Source organism: Goodfellowiella coeruleoviolacea (assembly GCF_024171785.1).
GTDB classification, from domain to species: Bacteria; Actinomycetota; Actinomycetes; order Mycobacteriales; family Pseudonocardiaceae; genus Goodfellowiella; species Goodfellowiella coeruleoviolacea.
This window is the reverse complement of record NZ_JAMTCK010000002.1, coordinates 583,784-605,317: the sequence shown is the minus strand read 5'-3', so window position 1 is coordinate 605,317 and position 21,534 is coordinate 583,784. Positions and strand designations below refer to the sequence as shown.

Sequence of the window (21,534 nt, the reverse complement as noted above, 5' to 3'; positions counted from 1 at the left end):
TCACTCACTTCTCTGTCAGGTGCGCGACAACGGCCCGCAGCGCGGCCCGGAACCGCTCGCCGACCCGCTCGACCGTGGCCCGCTCGTGCACGTTCTCCGAGTAGTACCAGGTGAACTCCAGCCGGCCGCCGGCGACCGCGCCGACCACCTCGACCAGGTGCGCCAACCGCTCCCCCGGGTCCTGTTCCCGCCCGATCGCCGGGAGCAGGCCCTGGATCAGCGAGTCCTCGGCGACGGTGGCGACCTCGTCGGTCTGCCCGTGGTAGTTGAACACCACCTGCGCGGACCGGCGTTCGCGCAGCCCCGAGTCGGGCGTGAGCCAGCGCAGCGCCCCGTAGCCCAGCCCGTTGCCCGGCACGGCCCGCAGCTGCCGCCGCACCGACTTGACCAGCTTGCCCCAGTCCTGGTCGGTGACGGTGATGGCGACCGGGTAGAGCGTGGTGAACCAGCCGACCGTGCGCGACAGGTCCACGTCGTCGAACAGGTCCTCGCGGCCGTGGCCCTCCAGGTCGATCACCACCTCGTCCCGGCCGGTCCAGCCGCTGAGGGCGTGGGCGAGCGCGGCGAGCAGCACGTCGCTGACCCGGGCGCGCAGCGCCCCCGGTGCCCGGTGCAGCAGCACCTCGGTCTCGTCCTCGCTCAACCGGACCGACACCGTGCGGGTGGAGGCCACCGTGGCCGGACCGTCGCCGTCCACGGGCAGCGGCGCCGGCTCGGGCAGGTCGGTCCAGAACGGCAGTTCGTCGGCGAGGCCGCCGCTGGTGGCGTGCTCGGCCAGCCGCCGCGCCCAGGTGCGGAACGACGTCGTCCTGGCGGGCAGCCGGATCGGCTCACCGGCCGCCGCCTGCCGGTAGGCGCGGTCCAGGTCGTCCAGCAGGATGCGCCAGGACACGCCGTCGACCACCAGGTGGTGCACGGTCAGGAACAGCCGGGCCGAACCGTCCACAGTGAACAGCAGGGCGCGCAGCAGCGGGCCCTCGGCCAGGTCCATGCCGGCGTCGGCCGCCGCCGCCAACCGGTCCACCTCCTGGTCGACATCGTCCACACCGGACAGGTCGGGCACCTCCAGCGGGTCGGTGTCGGTCACCGGCGCGTTGTGCTGGCGCCAGCCCGCGTCATCCCGCGCGAAGCGCATCCGCAGCGCGTCGTGGTGGGCCAGCAGCGCGCGCAGGGCCGAGCGCAGCGCGGCCACGTCCACCCCGGTGCACAGGTCGACGAACACCGACTGGCTCAGGTGGTGCGGCGCGCGCGGTTGGCTGGCCAGGAACTCGTGCTGGATCGGGGTCAGCGGCACCGGGCCCACCACCGGCTCCTCGTCCTGGCCGGCCGGTGTCCCGGCCTCCTGGACCACCGCGGCCAGTTCGGCGACGGTCTGGTTGAGGAACAGGTCCCGCGACCGGACGGTGAACCCGGCCTGCCGGACCCGCGCCACCACCTGGATGCTCAGGATCGAGTCGCCGCCCAGTTCGAAGAAGTTGTCGGTCACGCCGACCCGGTCCAGGCCGAGCACGTCCGCCCAGATCTCGGCCAGCGTCCGCTCCACGGCGGTGCGGGGCGCCAGGTGGACCGCGTCCGGCTCCAGTCCGACCTCGGGTTCGGGCAGCGCCTTGCGGTCCACCTTGCCGCTGGTGTTCCTGGGCAGCTCCGGCAGGGTGACGAAGGCGGCGGGCACCATGTAGCCGGGCAGCGCCCGCCTGGCGTGCTCGCGCAGGTCCGCGTGCGTCGGTGGGGTGTCGGTGGCGGGGGTGACGTAGGCGACCAGCCTGGGCACGCCCACACCGCTGTCCCGCACCACGACCGCGGCCTGTGCCACGCCGGGGTGGTCGGTCAGCACCGCCTCGATCTCGCCCGGCTCGATCCGGTAGCCGCGCACCTTGACCTGGTCGTCGGCGCGGCCGAGGTACTCCACGATGCCGGCGTCGGTCCACCGCGCCAGGTCGCCGGTGCGGTACATCCGGCCGCCGGTGAACGGGTCGGCGACGAAGCGCTCCGCGGTCAGCGCCGGCCGGTTCAGGTAGCCCCTGGCCAGCTGCGGCCCGGCCAGGTACAGCTCGCCGGCCACACCGGTCGGCACCGGCCGCAGCCACCGGTCCAGCACGTACACCCCGGTGTTGAGCACCGGCCGGCCGACGACCGGGCGTTCGCCGTCGGCGACCCTGCAGAACAGGGCGTCCACAGTGGACTCGGTGGGGCCGTAGAAGTTGTAGCCGGTCGTGCCGGGCGCGGCGCGCAGGTCCCGCCAGATCGACTCGCTCGCGGCCTCGCCACCGAGCATCACCACCCGGGGCACGTGCCCTCGGCCGGGGTCGAGCAGTCCGGCCGGGACCAGTTGCTCGGCGTAGGAGGGGGTGAGGTCGAGCAGGTCGATGCGGTTGCCCACCACGTAGTCCACCAGCGCCTCGGGGTCGCGGCGGGTGAGGTCGTCCACGACGTGCAGTTCGTGCCCGTCCACCATGGCGAGCACGCCCTCCAGGAAGGTGTCGAAGGAGAACGCCGCGGTGAGCGCCACCCGCAACCGCCGGCCCGCCTGCGCGCTCTCCGGCCGGAAGAACCGCTCGCTGTGGTTGACGAACAGGTTGGCCAGCCCGCGGTGGGTGAGCACCACGCCCTTGGGCCGGCCGGTCGACCCGGACGTGTAGATCACGTACGCGGGGTGCTCCGGCAGCACCGCGACCCCGGTCGGCGGGGTGTCCGGGAAACCGGGCGCGGCCGCGTCCAGCACCCGGGTGTGCTCGGGCAGCTCGATCTCCGCGCCGGTGTTGAGCACCAGCGCGGGCGCGGCGTCCGCCAGCAGGTAGCCGATCCGCTCGGCGGGCAGGCCCGGGTCGATCGGCAGGAACGCGGCGCCCGCCCGCAGCACCGCGAGCAGGCCGACCACGGTGTCGGTGGTGCGGGCCGTGGTCAGCCCCACCACCTGCTCCGGCCGCACCCCCAGGGCGATCAGCTGGCGGGCGAGGCGGTTGGCACGCCGGTCGAGTTCGGCGAAGGTGAGCGTGCCGTCCTGGGCCACCACCGCCGTGGCCGCGGGGGTGACCACGGCCTGCACGGCGAACTGGGCGGCCAGGCTCACCTCGGGCACCCACTGCCTCGGGTGGTCCGGGTTGGCGCCCAGCGGGGGCAGCGCGCGCAGTGGCCGCCTCGGGTCGGCGACGACCTCGGCGAGCAGGGCGCGCAGGTGGTCGACCAGCCGGTCGATGGTGGCCGACTCGAACAGGGTGGTGCTGTAGCCGATGGCGGCGAGCAGCTGGCCCTCGCGCTCGACGAAGTCGAAGGTGAGGTCGTGGCTGACGGCGTCGCTGACCACCGGCAGTTCCTCGACGTCCAGGCCGGGCAGGTCCGGGCCGCCCGACCGGCTCGTCTCCAGTCCGACCATCACCTCCACCAGGGCGTTGCGGCTGGGGTCGCGGTCCGGCGCGGCCAGCTCGACCAGCCGCTCGAACGGGACGTCCTCGTGCGCGAACGCCTCAAGCACGGTGTCCCGCGCCCGCCCCACCAGTCGCTCGAACGACTCGGTCTCGTCCACTGTGGAGCGCAGCACCACGGTGTTGACGAAGAAGCCGACCAGCGACTCCAGTTCCGTGCGGTTGCGCCCGGAGGTGGCGGTGCCCAGGGTGATGTCCCGCTGGCCGCAGTAGCGCGCCAGCAGCAGCTGGACCACGGCCACCAGCACCATGAACAGGGTGGCGTCGCACTGCCTGGCCAGTGCCTTCAGCCGCGCGCCGAGTTCGGGGTCGATCTCGACCAGGCGCATCTCGCCGGCCGCCTCGCGCACGGCCGGCCGGGGCCGGTCAACGGGCAGGTCCAGCGGGGTCACCCCGACCAGCCGCTCCCGCCAGTACGCCAGGTGTTCGGCCATGGCCGGTCCGGACCAGGCTTCCCGCTGCCAGGCCGCGTAGTCCGCGTACTGCACCGGCAGCTCGGCCAGCTCGGCCCGCTCCCCGCGCAGCGCCGCCGCGTAGCAGGCGCCCAGTTCCTCGGCGAGCACGCCCATGGACCAGCCGTCGGTGGCGATGTGGTGGATGACCAGGGTCAGCACGTGGTCCTGCTCGGCCAGGCGGAACAGGGTGGCGCGGTGCACCGGGCCGGCGGCCAGGTCGAACGGCCGCGACGCCTCGGCCTTGACGGCCGCCACCAACCGCTGCTCGGGCAGGTCGACCACGGGCAGGTCCGGTGTGGACGGTGGGTGCACCACCTGGACGGCCTGGCCGTCGCGGGTGGTGTAGGTGGTGCGCAGTGGTTCGTGCCGCTCGACCAGGTGGCCGAGGGCGGCGCGCAGCGCCGGCCGGTCCAGTGGACCGCGCAGCCGCAGCGCGAACACCGTGTTGTACTCGGCGCTGTCCGGTTCGAACTCGCTGAGGAACCACAGCCGCTGCTGGGCGGAGGACAGCGGCAGCGGCTGGTCGCGGTCGACCCGGCCGATGCCCGTCGGCTCGGTGCTCTCCCCCGCGGTGCCGAGCACCTGGGCGAGCCCGGCCACGGTCGGGGTGTCGAACAGCTGCCTCGGCGAGACGGCCACCCCGAACTGGGCGCGGATCCGCGAGATGACCCGGATGCTCAGGATCGAGTCACCGCCCAGGTCGAAGAAGTTGTCCTGGGCGCCGACCCGTGCCACGTCGAGCACCTCGGCCCAGATGGCGGCCAGCGCCGGCTCGACCGGCCCGGTGGGCGCCACGTAGTCCACCCCGCTGTCCAGCACCACCTCGGTGGTGGGCAGGGCACGCCGGTCCACGGTGCCGCTCGGGGTCATCGGCAGCGCGTCCAGCACCACGAACGCCGAGGGCACCGCGGCGGCGGGCAGGTTCGCCGAGGCGAACTCGCGCAGCGCCCGACTGTCCGGAGTGGACTCGGCGGCCCGGTCCGGTACCACGTACCCGGCCAGCCGCACCACACCCGAGGCGTCCTGCCAGGTCGCCGCGGCCGCCGCGGCGATGCCGGGGCAGCGGGCCAGCACGGACTCGACGTGGCCCAGCTCGACCCGGAAGCCCCGGATCTTGACCTGGTCGTCGGTGCGCCCCAGGCACTCCAGGTTGCCGTCGGCGCGCCAGCGCACCAGGTCGCCGGTGCGGTACATCCGCTCGCCGGGCACGAACGGGTCCTCGCGGAACCGGTCGGCGGTCAGCTCAGGGCGGTTGAGGTAGCCTCGGGCGATGCCGTCACCGGCGATGTAGCACTCGCCGGCCACGCCGACCGGCACCGGCCGCAGCCGCGCGTCCAGCACGTAGACGCGGGTGTTGGTGAACGGCCGGCCGACCGGGACGTAGGCGGCGTCGCCCACGGGGTCACCGCCGAGGCGGAACAGCGTGGAGTCCACTGTGGTCTCGGTCGCGCCGTAGGCGTTGACCACCACGGTGTCCGGGCCGAACACCTCCCACACCCTGGCCGCCTCCGCGGCGGGCCAGCCCTCCGAGCCGACCATCAGCACCCGCAGGTCCTCGGCGCGCACGCCGCGCCAGGCCAGTTCGGCGGCGAGTTCCCTGGCCAGCGCCGGCACCGTCACCATCAGCTGGGCGCGGCTGTCCAGCAGCAGGTCCAGCAGCGCGGGCGGGTTGGCCACCACCTCGGTCGGGCAGATCACCATGGTGCCGCCGAACAGCGCGGACAGCAGGAAGTCGCCGAAGAACAGGTCCACCGACAGGCTGGACACCGACAGGCAGCGCGCCCGCAGCTCGGTCAGCCCGTACTCGGTGTCCCAGGCCCGCACCATGTGCCGCACGTGGCGGTGCTCCACCATCACGCCCTTGGGCCGCCCGGTCGACCCGGAGGTGTAGACCACGTAGGCGAGGTCGTCCGAGGCCACCGCGGTGACCGGTGCCGTGGCCGGGTGGCGGGTGTGGTCGAACTCGTCGACGCACACCAGCTCGGCCGCGGTCTCGACCAGGCCGACCAGCCGGCGCTGGGTGATCACCACCGGGGTGTTCGCGTCCTCGGCCATGGTGGCCAGCATGCTCGGCGGGTAGTCGGGGTCCAGCGGCACGAACGCGCCACCGGCCTTGAGCACCGCCAGCAGCGCCACCACCGCGTCGAGGCCGCGCTCGACGCAGACGCCGACCAGCACGCCCGGCCGCACGCCCAGCGACACCAGGTGGTGGGCCAGGCCGTTGGCGCGGGTGTCCAGCTCGGCGAAGGTGAGGTCGGTGCCGGCGCAGCTGACCGCGACCGCGGTCGGGGTGGCCGCGGCCTGCTCGGCGAACACCTCGTGCACGCAGCGGGCGTCCGGCCGGGGCGCCGCCGTGTCGTTCCAGGCGGTGAGCACCTGGGTCCGCTCCCGCTCGGTGAGCGGGTCCAACTGGTCCAGGGACACGTCCGGGTCCTCGGCGATCGCGTCGAGCACGGTCACCAGGTGGCCGAGCACGCGCTGCGCGGTGGACTCGTCGAACAGGTCGGGGTCGTAGCCCAGCAGCAGTTCGAGCGAGTCGGCCGCGTAGGCGGACAGGGTGAGCGCGTAGTTGGTGTTCTCCTCACCCGAGTAGTCGCGGATGGTGAGCCCGTAGCGGGTGGCGGCGTCCCCGTCGTAGGGGTAGTTCTCGAACACCACGATGCTGTCGAACAGGCTGCTGCCCCTGGGCACGGCGCTGTAGCCCTGCACCTCGGCCAGGGACAGGTACTCGTACTGCCTGGACCGCACCTGGGCGTCCTGCAACCGGCGCAGCCAGTCGAGCACCGGCTGGTCGCCGTCGACGTCGACCCGCACCGGCACCATGTTGATGAACAGCCCGACGATCTCGTCCGCGCCGGGCAGGTCGGCGGGGCGGCCGGACACGGTGCCGCCGAAGCACACGTCCCGCTCACCGCTGTAGCGGGACAGCAGCAGCGCCCACGCGCCCTGCACCACCGTGTTCAGGGTGAGCCGGGCCGCGCGGGCGCGCTCGGCCAGCCGCGCGGCCGGCAGCACCACCTGAACCTCGCGCGAGGAGCGGGACCGGTGCGCCCGCACCGGCGCGCGGTCGAACGGCAGCGGGGTGGGCGCGGTGAACCCGGCCAGTTCGGCGCGCCAGTGCGCCTCGGCCGCGGCCCGGTCCTGGCTGGCCAGCCAGGCCAGGTAGTCCCGGTACGGCCGGCGCGGGGTGGCGGTGGCACGCGGATCGCCGGTCAGGCTGGCGTACTCCTGGAACACGTCGGTGAGCACCTTGGCGAAGCTCCAGCCGTCGGCCACCAGGTGGTGCGCGGTCCAGTAGAGCTGCACCCGGGTGTCGGACAGGCGGACGAGGGTCATCCGCAGCAGCGGCGCGCTGGCCAGGTCGAGTTCACCGCGGTCGGCCCACAGTTCGGCCAGGCCGGCGCGCTGCTGCTCGGGCGAGCGGTCGCGCCAGTCGTGCTGGGTCAGTGGCAGCCGCACCCGCGAGCGCACCACCTGGACGGGCTCGTCCACGCCCTCCCAGACGATGGCGGTGCGCAGTGCCGGTGTCCGGTCCACCACGTGCTGCCAGGCCGCGGCCAGCGCGTCGGGGTCGCTGACCCCGTCCAGCAGCGCCCCGAACCGGCCGGCGTAGACGTCGGTGCCGGACCCGGGGGTGCTGGTGGCGGACAGCGAGTGGAACAGCATGCCGCTCTGCATGGGCGTGAGCGGGTAGATGTCGTCCACCGACCGGCCGTTGCCGGCGATCCGGTCCACGGTGGCCTGGTCCAGCCGCGCCAGCGGGAAGTCCGAGGGGGTGCAGCCGCCGGCGTCGGGTCGCGCGCAGTGGCGGACGATCTCGGTCAGCGCCCCGGTCACCGCCTGGGCCAGGCGGGTGATCGTCGCCTCGTGGTGCAGTGCGGTCGAGTAGGCCCAGCGGAACACCAGTTCGCCGCGCTCCACCACGCTGTTGATCTCGATCAGGTGCTGCCGTGCCTGGTGCGGCGCGCGCTCGGGGTGCTCGGGTGACGGGCAGATCCGGGTGTGCAGCGCGCCCCCGTCCACGGCGTTGTCCAGCCGGCCCAGGTAGTTGAACGCGACCTGCGGCTGCGGGCCGCCCGGCCGCTGCTCCGGCGTGCCCAGGTGGTGCAGGGCGCCGTGGCCGAGGCCGTTGCCCGGGACCGCGCGCAGCTGCTCCTTGACCGACTTGAGCACCGCGCCCCAGTCCCCGCCGGGCACGGTGAGCAGGCACGGGTAGGTGGTGGTGAACCAGCCCACCGTGCGCGACAGGTCCACGTCGTCGAACAGCTGCTCCCGGCCGTGGCCCTCCAGCTCGACCAGGGCGGCCTCGCCGCCGGCCCAGTCGACCAGCACCCGGGCCAGCGCGCTGAGCAGGACGTCGTTGACGCGGGTCCGGTAGACCTCGGGCACGGTGCGCAGCAGCGCCTCGGTGTCCTCGGCGCTCAGTCGGGCGGTGACCGTGCGCGCCGACGCGATGGTGTTGGCGCCGTGGCCGTCCAGTGGCAGCGCGGCCACGTCCGCGCCGCGGCGGCCGAACTCCCGCCAGTGCTCCAGTTCGGCGTCGAACCCGCCGGCGCGCACGTGCTCGGTCAGCCGCCGGGCCCAGTCCCGGAACGAGGTGGTCTTGGCGCCCAGGTCCACCCGCTCGCCCCGGGCGGCCTGCTGGTAGGCCAGGTCCAGATCGGACAGCAGGATCCGCCAGGACACGCCGTCCACCACCAGGTGGTGGGCCACCAGGAACAGCCGCCGCGGCGCGCCGTCCTCGGGCACGACGAGCACCGCGCGCAGCAGCGGGCCGCGGTCCAGCTGGAATCCCCTGGCGAACCCGGCGAGATCGGCTTCGTCCACTGTGGACACGCTGATCCGGTGCAGCACGGCCGCGTCGGCCGGGGGCGCGTTGTGCAGCTGCCACTGTCCGGCCACGTGCTCGGCGCGCAGCCGCAGGGCGTCGTGGTGGTCGACGAGCGCGCGCAGCGCCGTCTCCAGCGCGGTCTCGTCCACCGCGCCGGCCAGTTCGAGGTACATCGACTGGTGGAACCGGTCCAGGCTGTCGGTCAGCGTGTCGAAGAACCAGTGCTGGATCGGGGTCAGCGGCACCGGGCCGACCACCGGGCCCTGCTCGGCGACCGGGGCGGCCTCGGTGGTGGCCTCGGCGGCCAGTTCGGCCACGGTCTGGCGCAGGAACATCTGCCTGGGCGTCAGGTTCAGGCCGGCGCTCCTGGCCCTGGCCACGACCTGGAGGCCGAGGATGGAGTCGCCGCCGAGGTCGAAGAAGTTGTCCTCGACCCCGACCCGCTCCACCCCCAGCAGGTCGGCCCACACCTCGGCGAGGATCCGCTCGGCCTCGGTGCGCGGCGCGACGTAGTCCAGGCCCTGGTCGCGGCCGCCGGTGGGCGCGGGCAGCGCGCGCCGGTCGATCTTGCCGTTGACGGTCAGCGGCAGTTGGTCCAGCACCACGAAGGCGGTGGGCACCATGTGCTCCGGCAGCTGCTCGCGCAGCTGGGCGCGCACCTGGGACAGGTCCGGTTCCCCGGCGCACACCAGGTAGCCGACCAGCCGGGTGGTGCCCAGCGCGTCGGTCTTGACCGCGGCGGCGGCCTGGCTCACCCCGGGCTGGCGGCCCAGTGCCGCCTCGACCTCGCCGAGTTCGATGCGGAACCCGCGCAGCTTGACCTGGTCGTCGGCGCGGCCGGCGAACTCCAGCCGGCCGTCGGGCAGCCAGCGCGCCCGGTCGCCGGTGCGGTACATCCGCTCGCCCGGCCCGGCGAAGGGGTCGGCCACGAACCGCTGCGCGGTCAGCGCCTCCTGGTGCAGGTAGCCTCGGGCCAGCCGGGTGCCGGCCAGGTACAGCTCACCGGGCACGCCCACCGGTGCCGGCCGCAGCCGGTCATCCAGCACGTAGGTGCGCACGCTCGGGATGGGCCGGCCGATCGGCACCACGCCGGTGGCGGCGTCGGCGGGCCGCAGCGGGTCGCTCAGGGTCGCGCACACCGTGGACTCGGTCGGCCCGTAGCCGTTGATCATCACCCGGCCGGTGGAGAAGGACTCGGCCAGGGCGGGCGGGCACGCCTCGCCGCACACCACCAGCCGGGAGCCGGCGGGGATGGCGCCGGCGGGCAGCGCGGCCACCGCGGTGGGCGGCAGGTTGAGGTGGGTGATCCCGTGCGTGGCGATCAGCTCGGCGAGCGGTTCGCCGGGCAGCCGCTGCTCGGCCGTGGCGAGCACCAGGGTGCCGCCGGACAGCAGCGCCAGCACCAGTTCCCAGAACGCGCCGTCGAAGCTGAGCGAGGCGAACTGCAGCACCCGGGCGTCCGGGCCGGCGCCCAGCCGCTCCCGTTGCACGCGCACCATGTCGTGCACGCCGGTGTGGGTCACCACCACGGCCTTGGGTCGGCCGGTGGAGCCGGAGGTGTAGATGACGTAGGCGGCGTTGTCCGGCCGCTGTGCCACGTCGGTCGGTGGCGTGCCGGGCAGCGCGGCCAGTGCCGCCACCGTGTCCGGGTCGTCGAGCGCGAGCCGGGGCGTGCCGGCCGGCAGCCGGCTGCCCGAGTCGCCGCTGGTGAGCGCCAGCACCGGCGCGGCGTCCTCGGCCATCACGCGCAGCCGGTCGGCCGGGTACTCCGGGTCCAGCGGCAGGTAGGCGGCTCCCGCCTTGTGCACGGCCAGCACGGCCACGACCATCTCGACCGACCGGGGCAGGGCCACCGCCACGAACCGCTCGGGTCCGGCGCCCCGGGCGCGCAGCAGTCGGGCCAGCCGGTTGGCCCGGTCGTCGAGTTCGCCGTAGCTGACCCGGTGCTCGCCGAAGACCAGGGCGGTGGCCTCGGGCCGGGCCGCGACCTGCTCGGCGAACAGCTGCACGGTGGTGCGCGTGGCCGGACCGGTGCCGGTACCGGGCCAGGAGGTGGTGAGCAGCGCGTGTTCCTCGGCTGGCAGCACCGGCAGGTCGGCGACCAGCCGGTCGGGATCGGCGGCGATCGCGGTCAGCAGCGTGGTCAGCCGCTGGCCGAGCCGGGCGGCGGTGGCCGGGGTGAACAGGCTGGTGTTGTAGCGCAGCTGCGCGGTCAGGCCGCCGTCGTGCTCGGTGAAGTCCAGCACCGCGTCCGTGCCGCACACCACGGTGGGCGGTTCGACGTCGGTGACCCGCAGGCCCGGCATGCCGGCCAGCGGCGGTGGGGTGTTCTGCAGGTTGACGATCACGTCCACCAGCGGGGAGCGGGCCGGGTCGCGGTCCGGCCGCAGCACCTCGACCAGCCGCTGGAAAGGCACCTCCTCGTGGGCGGTGGCGTCCAGCACGGTGTCCCGCACCGCGCCGAGGAACCGGGTGAACGGCACCGATTCGTCCACTGTGGAGCGCAGCACCAGGGTGTTGACGAAGAACCCGGCCAGGTTCTCCAGTTCGGTGCGGGTGCGGCCGGAGGTCGCGGTGCCCACCGCCACGTCGGTGGTGCCGCAGTGGCGGGCCAGCAGGATCTGGGTGGCGGCGACCAGCACGGTGAACAGGGTGGCGCCGCGTTCGGCGCACAGCGCGCGCAGCCGCGCCACCACGGGCTCGGGCACCGCGAAGGTGTGGGCCGCGCCCGCCGGGTCGCGCACGGGTGGCCGGGGCAGGTCGGTGGGCAGTTCCAGCGGGGACAGCCCGGTCAGCTGGCCGCGCCAGTAGTCCAGCTGGCTGCCGAGTTCCGGGCCGGCCAGCCGGTCCCGCTGCCACATGGCGAAGTCGGTGTAGCGCAGCGGCACCGGCGCCAGGTCCGGCGCCACCCCGCGCACCCACGCGGCGTAGAGCGTGTTCAGGTCGTTGACCAGCAGGCCGAGCGACCAGCCGTCGGTGACGATGTGGTGCATCGCCAGCACGAGCACGTGCTCCCGGTCGGCCAGCCGGATCAGCCTGGCCCGGAACACCGGGCCGGTGCGCAGGTCGAACGGGGTGCGCACCTCGGCGAGCAGTTCGCCGGCCAGCGCGGCCTCGCCCTCGGCGGAGCGGTCCACCACCGGGAAGTCCACAGTGGATGGTGGGTGCACCCGCTGCACGGGCTGGCCGTCCACGGTGTCGAAGGTGGTGCGCAGCGCGGCGTGCCTGGCCACCACCCCGTTGACCGCCGCCCGCAGCGCGGCCACGTCGAGATCACCGGTCAGCCGCAGGAACTTCGGCACGACGTACTCGATGCTGTCCGGTTCCACCTCGTAGCGGAACCACAGCCGCTGCTGCGCGGCGGACAGCGGCCACGGTCCCGGCTCGGCCAGGCGGGGGATCTCGTCGTCGGTGTGCTCGTCCTCGCCGGCCAGCCGGCGCAGCAGTTGCTCGCGCAGGTGGTCCGGCAGTTCCGCCAGCCGGTCGTCGATGCTCATCGCAGCTCTCCCAGGACGCGGTCCAGCACGGTCTCGGCCAGTGCCCCGATCGTGGGGGCGTCGAACAGCTCGCGCGGCGACACCGCCACGCCGAACGCGCGCCGCAGCCGGGACAGCATGCGCAGCGCGGTGATCGAGTCGCCGCCCAGCGCGAAGAAGCTGTCGTGCACGCCGATCCGCTCGGCGGAGAGCACCTCGGCCCAGATCCGGGCCAGCGCCTGCTCGGTGGCGTTGCGCGGGGCGACGTGCTCGGCGGCGCCGACCCGGTGCGGGCGCGGGTCCGGCAGCGCCCGGCGGTCGACCTTTCCGTTGCTGGTCAGCGGAATCCGGTCGAGCGGGACGAACACCGACGGCACCATGTACTCGGGCAGCTGGCTGGCCAGCGCCTCGGCCAGCGCGCCGGGGTCGGGACTGGCACCGGCCGCCGCGGTCAGGTAGGCGGCCAGGTACTTGCGGCCGTCCTCGTCGTGGGCGACGACCACCGCGTCGGCCACGGACTCGTGTCCGCGCAGCGCCGCCTCGATCTCGCCCAGCTCGATGCGGAAACCGCGGATCTTGACCTGCCCGTCGGCCCGGCCCAGGAACTCCAGTTCCCCGTCGGCGGTCCACCGCACCACGTCGCCGGTCCGGTACAGCCGACCGCCGTCGCCGAACGGGTCGGCCACGAACCGCTCCGCGGTCAACCCCGGCCGACCGAAGTAGCCGCGCGCCAGACCGGCACCGGCCAGGTACAGCTCACCGGGCAGGCCCGGCGGCACCGGCGTCAGGTGCTCGTCGAGCACGTAGCCGCGCATGTTGTCCATGGGCCGGCCGATGGGCGCGGCACCGCTGCCCTCGGCCATCGGGCGGCAGGTGGCGAAGGTGGTGGTCTCGGTGGGCCCGTAGACGTGCACCACCTCGGTGCCCGGGCAGTGCGCCAGCACCTGCTCGAACGCCTTCAGCGACGCGGCCTCGCCCCCGGTCCACACCTCCCGCAGCCCGGCGAAGCAGTCCGGCGCCTCCTCGGCGAACAGGTTGAACAGCGCCGTGGTGATGAACACGGCGGTCACCCCGTGCGCGGAGACCAGCCTGGCCAGGCCGCGCGCGTCGAGTTCACCCGGCGCGAGCACCACCCGACCACCGGACAGCAGGGGCACCCAGATCTCATAGGTGGCCGCGTCAAAGGCGTGCGGCGAGTGGAACAGCACCCGCTCGTGGCCGCCGGAGCGCCAGCGGTGGTCGGCGGCCAGCGCCACGATGTTGCCGTGGGTGACGGCCACGCCCTTGGGCAGCCCGGTGGAGCCCGAGGTGAACATCACGTACGCCAGCCGGTCCGCCCCGGACGAGGTGGGCAGCGACGCGGTCACGTCGGGCTGGTCGGTGTCGACCACGAGCACCGGCCGGCCGGTGGCCCGCGCCTGGTCGGCCAGCGACTGGTCGGTGAGGACCAGCACGGCGGCCACGTCGTCGGCCACCCAGCGCAGCCGCTCGGCCGGGTAGCTGGCGTGCAGCGGCACGTACACCCCGCCCGCCCTGAGCACGGCCAGCATGGCCACCACCGCGTTGCTGGTGCGGCCCATCAGCATGGCCACCCGCGACTCGGCGGTCACGCCCCTGGCCACCAGCAGCCGGGCCAGCCGTTCGGCGCGGGCGTCCAGTTCGGCGTAGCTGACCTCGCCCTCGTCGGACACCAGGGCGACCGCGTCCGGGGTGCGCCGCACCTGCTCGGCGAACAGCTCGGGCACGGTCCGCGCGGCCGGGACCGGCTGGGCCGTGTCGTTCCACTCGGTCAGCACCCGGCGGGCGTCGGCCGGGGTGAGCAGCGGGATGGCCCCGACGCGGGCGTCGGCCTGCTCGGCGACCCCGGTCAGCAGCGCGACCAGGTGCCCGCCGAGCCGGCGCACCGTGGTGGCGTCGAACAGCTCCGGGTCGAAGCGCAGCGTGAACGACAGCCGCTGGCCGGGGTAGACCACCACGTTCAGCGGGTAGCCGTTGACCTCGTTGGCGGTCACCTCGCGGATGCGCGGTGCCGGCGCGGAGCGGTCGATCGGGTAGTTCTCGAACACCAGGATGCTGTCGAACAGCCGGGTGCCGGCGGGCAGCTCGCTCCAGGCCTGCACCTGGGACAGCGCCACCGACTCGAACTCCCTGGCCTGCGCCTGCGCGTCCTGCAGCTCCAGCAGCCACGGCACCAGGTCGCGGGTCCCGTCGACCCGCACCCGCACCGGCAGGGTGTTGATCAGGATGCCGGCGATCTCGTCGGCGCCGACCAGGTCGGCGGGGCGACCGGACACGGTGGCGCCGAAGCACACGTCCGCCTCGCCGCCCAGCCGCGCCAGCAGCACCGCCCACGCGCCCTGGACCAGGGTGTTCATCGTCAGCTTCGCGGCGCGGACCAGGTCGGTGAGCCGCGCGGTCACCTCCTCGGGCACGGCGATGTCCACCCACTCGGTGGAGCGGGGCCGGTAGGCGGTGGTGGGTGGCCGGTCGTAGGGCAGCCGGGTCAGCGTGGTGAACCCGGCCAGCACGGACCGCCAGTGCGCCTCGGCCACGGTCTGGTCCTGCTCGGCCAGCCAGGCGAGGTAGTCGCGGAACGGCCGGCTCGGTGCGGCTGGCCGGCCCGCGTAGGCCGCGCACACCTCGGCCAGCAGCCGGTGCGCGCTCCACCCGTCCAGCAGGATGTGGTGGACCAGCCAGATCATCCGCACTTCGGTGTCGGACAGCCGGACGAGGGTGACCCGGGTGAGCGGGACCGCGCTCAGGTCCAACCGCCGGGCCCAGTCCGCGTCGACGATGCGCCGCAGCTCGGTCTCGGGGTCGGCGTGGCCGCGCAGGTCGTGCTGGCTGACCGGGACCTGGACGTGGGCGTGCACCACCTGCAGCGGCTCGTCACCGCCCGCGCCCACGATGGCGGTGCGCAGCACCGGTGTCCGGTCCACCACCCGCTGCCACGCCGCGGCCAGCGCGTCCAGGTCGTCCACCCCGTCCAGCAGCACGTCGAACTGCACGAGGTAGGCGTCGGACTCGGGCGCCATCAGCGTGTCGTAGAGGATTCCGCTCTGCATCGGGGTCAACGGGTAGATGTCCGCGACCGAGCGCCCGTCCTCGACCAGCCGGTCCACCGCGACCTGGTCCAGCCGGGCCAGCGGGAAGTCCGACGGGGTGCGCCCGCCGGCACCGGGTGTGGTGCAGTGCTGGACGATCGCCGTGACGGCGTCGGCGAACTCGGCGGCCAGGCGCTCCACTGTGGACGCGTCGTGCTGGTTGGCCGAGTAGCTCCAGGTGAACTCCAGCTGGCCGGAGCGCACCGCGCCGACAATCTCCAGGGCGTGGCCGCGCCGGTCCGCCGGGTCCTGGCGCAGCTCGATCGCGGACACCGCGCGCAGCGGCCCGGTGTCGGCGGCACCGCCGTCGAACTGGCCCAGGTAGTTGAAGCTGACCTGCGGGGTGATCTCGGGAAGCCGGTCCGCCGCGCCGAGGTAGCGCAGCGCGCCGTAGCCGACACCGCGCCGGGGCACCGCGCGCAGCTGCTCCTTGACCGACTTCAGCTGCCGCGCCCAGTCGCCGCCGGTGTCCACCAGGGTCACCGGGAAGTAGCTGGTGAACCAGCCGACCGTGCGGCTGAGGTCGATCTCGTCGAACAGCTCCTCGCGGCCGTGGCCCTCCAGGGCCACCAGCACCCGCTCGCGTCCGGTCCACCGGGACAGCACCCGGGCCAGTGCGGCCAGCAGCACGTCGTTGATCTCGGTGCGGTACACGTCGGGCACCTCCCGCAGCAGGGCGCGGGTCAGGTCGGCGTCCAGCCGGACGCGGGCCTCCCGGGTGGTGTCCACGGTGTTCGGGCCGGAGCGGTCCCGCGGGATCCCGGCGTCCTCGGCCGAGCCCCGCGCGCTCCAGAAGGGCAGTTCGTCGGCGAAACCGCCACCGGTCACGTGCTCGGTGAGCCGGATCGCCCAGTCGCGGAAGGAACTCGTCCGGGGACCGAGGTCGACGGGGCGGCCGGCGCACGCCTGGGCGTAGCCGGTGGCCAGGTCCTCCAGCAGGATCCGCCAGGACACGCCGTCGACCACCAGGTGGTGCACGGTCAGCAGCAGCGTCGGCGTGGCCCCCCTGGACAGCACGGCGGTCAGCAGTGGACCCCGCTCGATGTCCACATCGGACAGCGAAACCGGATCGACGCCGGGCTCGGCGATGCGCAGGATCTCACCGTCCACTGTGGCGGCGACGTCCTGGCTCCAGCCGTCCTCGCCCTGGGTGTAGCGCGAGCGCAGCGCGTCGTGCTGCTCGGTCAGGGCGATCAGGGCCGTGCGCAGCGCCGCCTCGTCCACGTCCGGCGCGAGTTCCGCGGTGAGGTACTGGTTGAACAGCCTCGGCCGGGTGAACCGGTCGAACAGGTAGTGCTGGATGGGGGTCAGCGGGGCCGGCCCGGTGACCGGAGCGCTGGTTCGCGGGGTGGCCTGGTCGCGCACCACGTGCGGGGCCAGGTCGGCGATGGTCTGCCAGCGGAACAGGTCCTTGGACGTCAGCCGCAGCCCGGCCCGCTGGGCCCGGGACACCACCTGGATCGCCAGGATGGAGTCGCCGCCCAGGGCGAAGAAGTTGTCGGTCACGCCCACCCGGTCCACACCGATCGTCTCGGCCCAGATCCGGCTGAGTTCGGCCTGCACCGGGTCGGTGGGCGCGACGTGGTCGTCGCCCGCGTCCGCCGGGGTCAGCGCCCTCGGGTCGGGCAGCGCCCGGTGGTCGACCTTGGCCGTGGCGGTCAGCGGGAACGCGGCCAGCGTGACGAACGCGCTGGGCACCATGTACTCGGGCAGGGTCCGGCCGAGGTGGGCGCGCAGCGCCGCGCTGTCCACCTCGGTGTCCGTCGCACTGGTCAGGTAGGCGGCCAGGTACTTGCGGCCCCCGTCCTGACGGACGCTGACCACGGCGTCGGCCACGGACTCGTGTCCGCGCAGGGCCATCTCGATCTCGCCCAGCTCGATGCGGAAGCCGCGGATCTTGACCTGTCCGTCGGTGCGGCCGACGAACTCGAACTCGCCGTCGGCGGTCCAGCGCACCACGTCGCCGGTCCGGTACAGCCGACCGCCGTCGCCGAACGGGTCAGCCACGAACCGCTCCGCGGTCAACCCCGGCCGACCGAAGTAGCCGCGCGCCAGACCGGCACCGGCCAGGTACAGCTCACCGGGCACACCGGGTGGCACCGGGGTCAGCTGCTCGTCCAGCACGTAGCCGCGCATGTTGTCCATGGGCCGGCCGATCGGGGCGACGGCGAGCCCCGCCGTCAACGGCCGGCAGGTGGCGAAGGTGGTGGTCTCGGTCGGGCCGTAGCCGTTGACCACGGTCAGTTCCGGGCAGTGCGCGAGCACCCGGTCGACGGCGTCGACCGACACCGCCTCACCGCCGGTCCACACCTCGCGCAGGCCGGCGAAGCAGCCGGGATCCTCGTTGGCGAACAGGCTGAACAACGCCGAGGTCAACCACATCGCGGTGACCTGGTGGGCGGCCGCGAGGGCCTGGACGCGTTGGGGGGTCAGCTCGCCCGGCGCGACGATGACCGTGCCGCCGGACAACAGCGGCTGCCACATCTCGTAGGTGGCCGCGTCAAAGGCGTGCGGCGAGTGGAACAGCACCCGGTCGTGGTTGCCGTTGCGCCATCGGTGGTCCGCGACGAGCGCCACGATGTTGCCGTGGGTGACGGCCACGCCCTTGGGCACCCCGGTCGAGCCCGAGGTGAACATCACGTACGCCAGCCGGTCGGCGCGCAGCGGCACACCGGGGTTGGTGGTGGGCTGGGCGGTGATCTCCGGATCGGCGTCCACCTCGATCACCGCGCAACCCACGGCCAGTGCCCGGTCCCGCATGGCCTGGTCGGTGAGCAGCAGGGGCGCGCCAACCTCGTCGACCACCCGGCGCAGCCGCTCGACCGGGTAGCTGCTGTGCAGCGGGACGTAGGCGGCACCGGCCTTGAGCACGGCCAGCATGGCCACCACCGCGCCCGGGGTGCGGTCCAGCAGCACGGCCACGGTGGACTCGGCGCCCACTCCCCTGGCGAGCAGCAGGTGCGCCAGCTGGTTGGCGCGCGCGTTGAGGTCGGCGTAGCTGAGCGTGCCGGTCTCGGCGACCAGCGCGACCGCGTCGGGTGTGCGTCGGGCCTGCTCCTCGAACAGTTCGGACACGCCGCGCTCGTCCGGGTGGTCGACGGCGGTGTCGTTCCAGCCGTTCACGACCAGCGCGGTCTCGGCGTCGGTCAGCATCGGCAGCTGGGCGACGGATCGGGCCGCGTGGTCGGGCAGCGCGCCCAGCAGCGTGGTCAGCCGCGTGGACATCGCCGCCACGGTCCCGGCGTCGAACAGGTCGGTGTTGTACTTGACCAGCACGTCGAGCCCGCCGTCGGCCTGCTCGGTGAACTCGATGGAGATGTCGAAGATGGCGGACACCTCGGGCAGCGCCAGCCGCTCGGCCCGCGCCCCGGTCAGCGTCAACGACTTGTGCAGGCCGCTCTGCAGCACCACCATCGCCTGCACCAGCGGGGTGCGGCTGGCGTCACGCTCCTGGCACAGCTCGTCCACCAGGCGTTCGAACGGAACCTCCTGGTGCGCGAACGCACCGAGCACGGTCTCCTTCACCTGCCCCAGGAAGTCCACGAAGGACTGCTGTCCGTCCACTGTGGAGCGCAGGACCAGGGTGTTGATGAAGCAGCCGACGAGGCGTTCCAGCTCCGGCCGGTCGCGGCCGGACACGGCGGTGCCCACGGCCACGTCCCGCTGCCCGGAGTGCCTGGCGAACAGCACCTGGCAGGCGGCAACCAACGTCATGAACAGGGTTGCCCCGTGCGCCGCGCTGAACTCGGTCAGCGCCCGGGTGAGCGCGGCGGGCAGGGCGAACCGGTGGTCGCGGCCCACGGAGGTGCGCACGGCCGGCCGGGGGCGGTCGGTGGGCAGTTGCAGCGGCGCGAGGTCGGCGAGCTTCTCCCGCCAGTAGTCCAGGTGCGGGGCCAGCCGCGCGTCGGTGAGCAGGTTGCGCTGCCACACCGCGGCGTCGGCGTAGCGCAGCGGCAGCGGGGCGAGCCGGTCCACGCCGCCCGCGTTGTAGAGCGCGCTGAACTCCTCCACCAGCAGCCCCATGGACCAGCCGTCCACCGCGATGTGGTGCAGGCCGAACAGCAGCACGTGCTCGTCGGTGCCGAGTCGGACCACCACGAAGCGCACCACCGGGCCGTGGACCAGGTCGAACGGGGTGCTGATCTCGTCGGTGAGCACCCGCTCCAGCTCGGCCTCGGTGGTCTCCACCACGCTGACCGGCGGTTCGGTGGCCGGGTGCACCACCTGGGTGGGCGTGCCGTCGACGAGTTCGACGGTGGTGCGCAGCGGCTCGTGCCGCTGCACCAGTCGGGCGCACGCCGCCCGCACCGCGGCCAGGTCGAGTTCGCCGTGCAGCCGGAATCCGAAGTGGACGTTGTACTCCACCGCGTCGGGGTCGAACTCGTGGAAGAACCAGAACCGCTGCTGGGGGAAGGACAGCGGCAGGGTCGCGGTGGCCGGCACCGAGGGAATGGCCTGCTGCACGTCGGTGGCGGCGTTGCCGGCGCGGGCGGCCAGCGCGGCCACCGTGCGGTGGTCGAACAGCACCCTGGCCGGCAGCTGCACGTCCAGTGCGGCGCGGACCCTGGGCACCACCCGGAACGCCAGCAGGGAGTTGCCGCCCAGCTCGAAGAAGTCCTCGTCGGCGCCGACGTGCTCAAGACCGAGCACCTCGGCCCAGATCGCGGCGATGGTCTGCTCGACCGGGCCCGTCGGCTCGCGCGAGCCCGCCGCGGCCGGCGCGGCCTCGGAATCGGGATCGGGCAGCGCGTCGCGGTCCAGCTTGCCGCTCGGCGCCAGGGGCAGCCGCGCCAGCGGCACGAACGCGGCGGGGACCATGTGCTCGGGCAGCGTGGGCGCGAGGAACTCGCGCAGGCTGGCCGGGTCGGGCAGGGTCTGGTCGGTGGGCACCAGGTAGGCCACCAGGCGCCGGTTCTCCGGGGTGTCGCCGCGCGCCGCCACCGCGGCACCGGCCACGGCCGGGTGGCGCAGCAGCGCGGCCTCGATTTCGCCCGGCTCGATCCGGTAGCCCCGGATCTTGACCTGGTCGTCGGCGCGCCCCAGGTAGTGCAGGACGCCGTCGGTGTCCCAGCGCACCACGTCACCGGTGCGGTACATCCGCTGGCCCGGCCCCTGGAACGGGTCGGCCACGAACCGCTCGGCGGTCAGCGCGAACCGTCCCAGGTAGCCGCGGGCGAGTCCGGGCCCGGCCAGGTACAGCTCGCCTTCCGCACCCACGTCCACCGGACGCAGCCGCTCGTCCAGCACGTAGGCGCGGGCACCGGCGACCGAGCCGCCGATGGCGACCGGACCGGGCGCCAGCCGGGCCCCGGGTTCGACGAACAGGGCGACACACCCCACCGTCGCCTCGGTCGGCCCGTACTCGTTGACCACGGTGGCGCCCGGGTGTCGCTCCCGCCAGCGGCGCAGTGCCCCGTCGGTCAGGGCCTCGCCGCCGATGACCAGTTCCCCGGTCGGGGAGAACGCCTCGGGCAGCGCCAGCAGCATCGGCAGGTGGCTCGGCGTGACCTTGACGAACGACGGTTGCCTGGGCAGCGCCGGGGCGCTGTCGTCGAGGTCGCCGACCAGCACGCAGCCGCCCACGACCAGCGGTCCCCACACCGTGGTGACCGTCAGGTCGAAGGCCACCGAGCCGTGCAGCAGCGCGGCACCGGCCAGCCCGGGGTAGTTCGCCGCGCAGTAGCCGAGGTACTCGGCGAGCTGCCGGTGCTCGATGCCCACGCCCTTGGGCCGGCCGGTCGAGCCGGAGGTGTAGATGACGTAAGCCAGGTGTTCCGGTCGCACCGCGGGGGCGGGCGGCGTGACCGGCTGGTGCTCGGCGTCGGTGCCGACGGCGTCCAGGTGCACCAGCGCCGTCTCGGGCGCGGGCACCCGCTCGGCGAACCGCCGCTGGGTCAGCACCGTGCCGACCCCGGCGTCGGCCAGCATGAACGCCAGCCGCTCCCGCGGGTGGCCCGGGTCCAGCGGCAGGTAGGCGCCACCGGCCTTGAGCACGCCGAGCATGCCGACGACCAGGTCCGGGCCGCGTTCGGCGCACACGCCGACCAGCACGTCCGGTCCCACGCCGCGCGCGACCAGCTGACCCGCCAGTCGGGTGGCCCGCGCGTCGAGTTCGGCGTAGCTCAGCGATTCCGTTCCCGAGCGCACCGCTGGCGCGTCCGGGATCCGGCGCACCTGCTCGTCGAACGACTGGAGCAGAAACCTGACAGTCACCGTGACCCCCAAACTCACAACGGACGCAAGACG

General features: G+C 73.9%; 2 protein-coding genes. Both read right to left on the bottom strand.

What is annotated here, in order from left to right; translation table 11 throughout:
* Positions 1-4 precede the first annotated feature (4 nt).
* The gene (locus tag LX83_RS05930) at positions 5-12,205 is read right to left on the bottom strand and encodes a non-ribosomal peptide synthetase (protein WP_253767858.1); all 12,201 of its coding nucleotides are present in this window, start codon (positions 12,203-12,205) and stop codon (positions 5-7) included.
* The gene (locus LX83_RS05925) at positions 12,202-21,501 is read right to left on the bottom strand and encodes a non-ribosomal peptide synthetase (RefSeq protein ID WP_253767856.1); all 9,300 of its coding nucleotides are present in this window, start codon (positions 21,499-21,501) and stop codon (positions 12,202-12,204) included. The genes LX83_RS05930 and LX83_RS05925 overlap by 4 nt, the downstream gene beginning before the upstream one ends.
* Between the last annotated feature and the right edge of the window lie 33 nt (positions 21,502-21,534).

Excerpts from the sequence above, each read along its gene's own strand:
- LX83_RS05930 (WP_253767858.1), bottom strand. The coding sequence starts at position 12,205 with ATGAGCATCGACGACCGGCTGGCGGAACTGCCGGACCACCTGCGCGAG.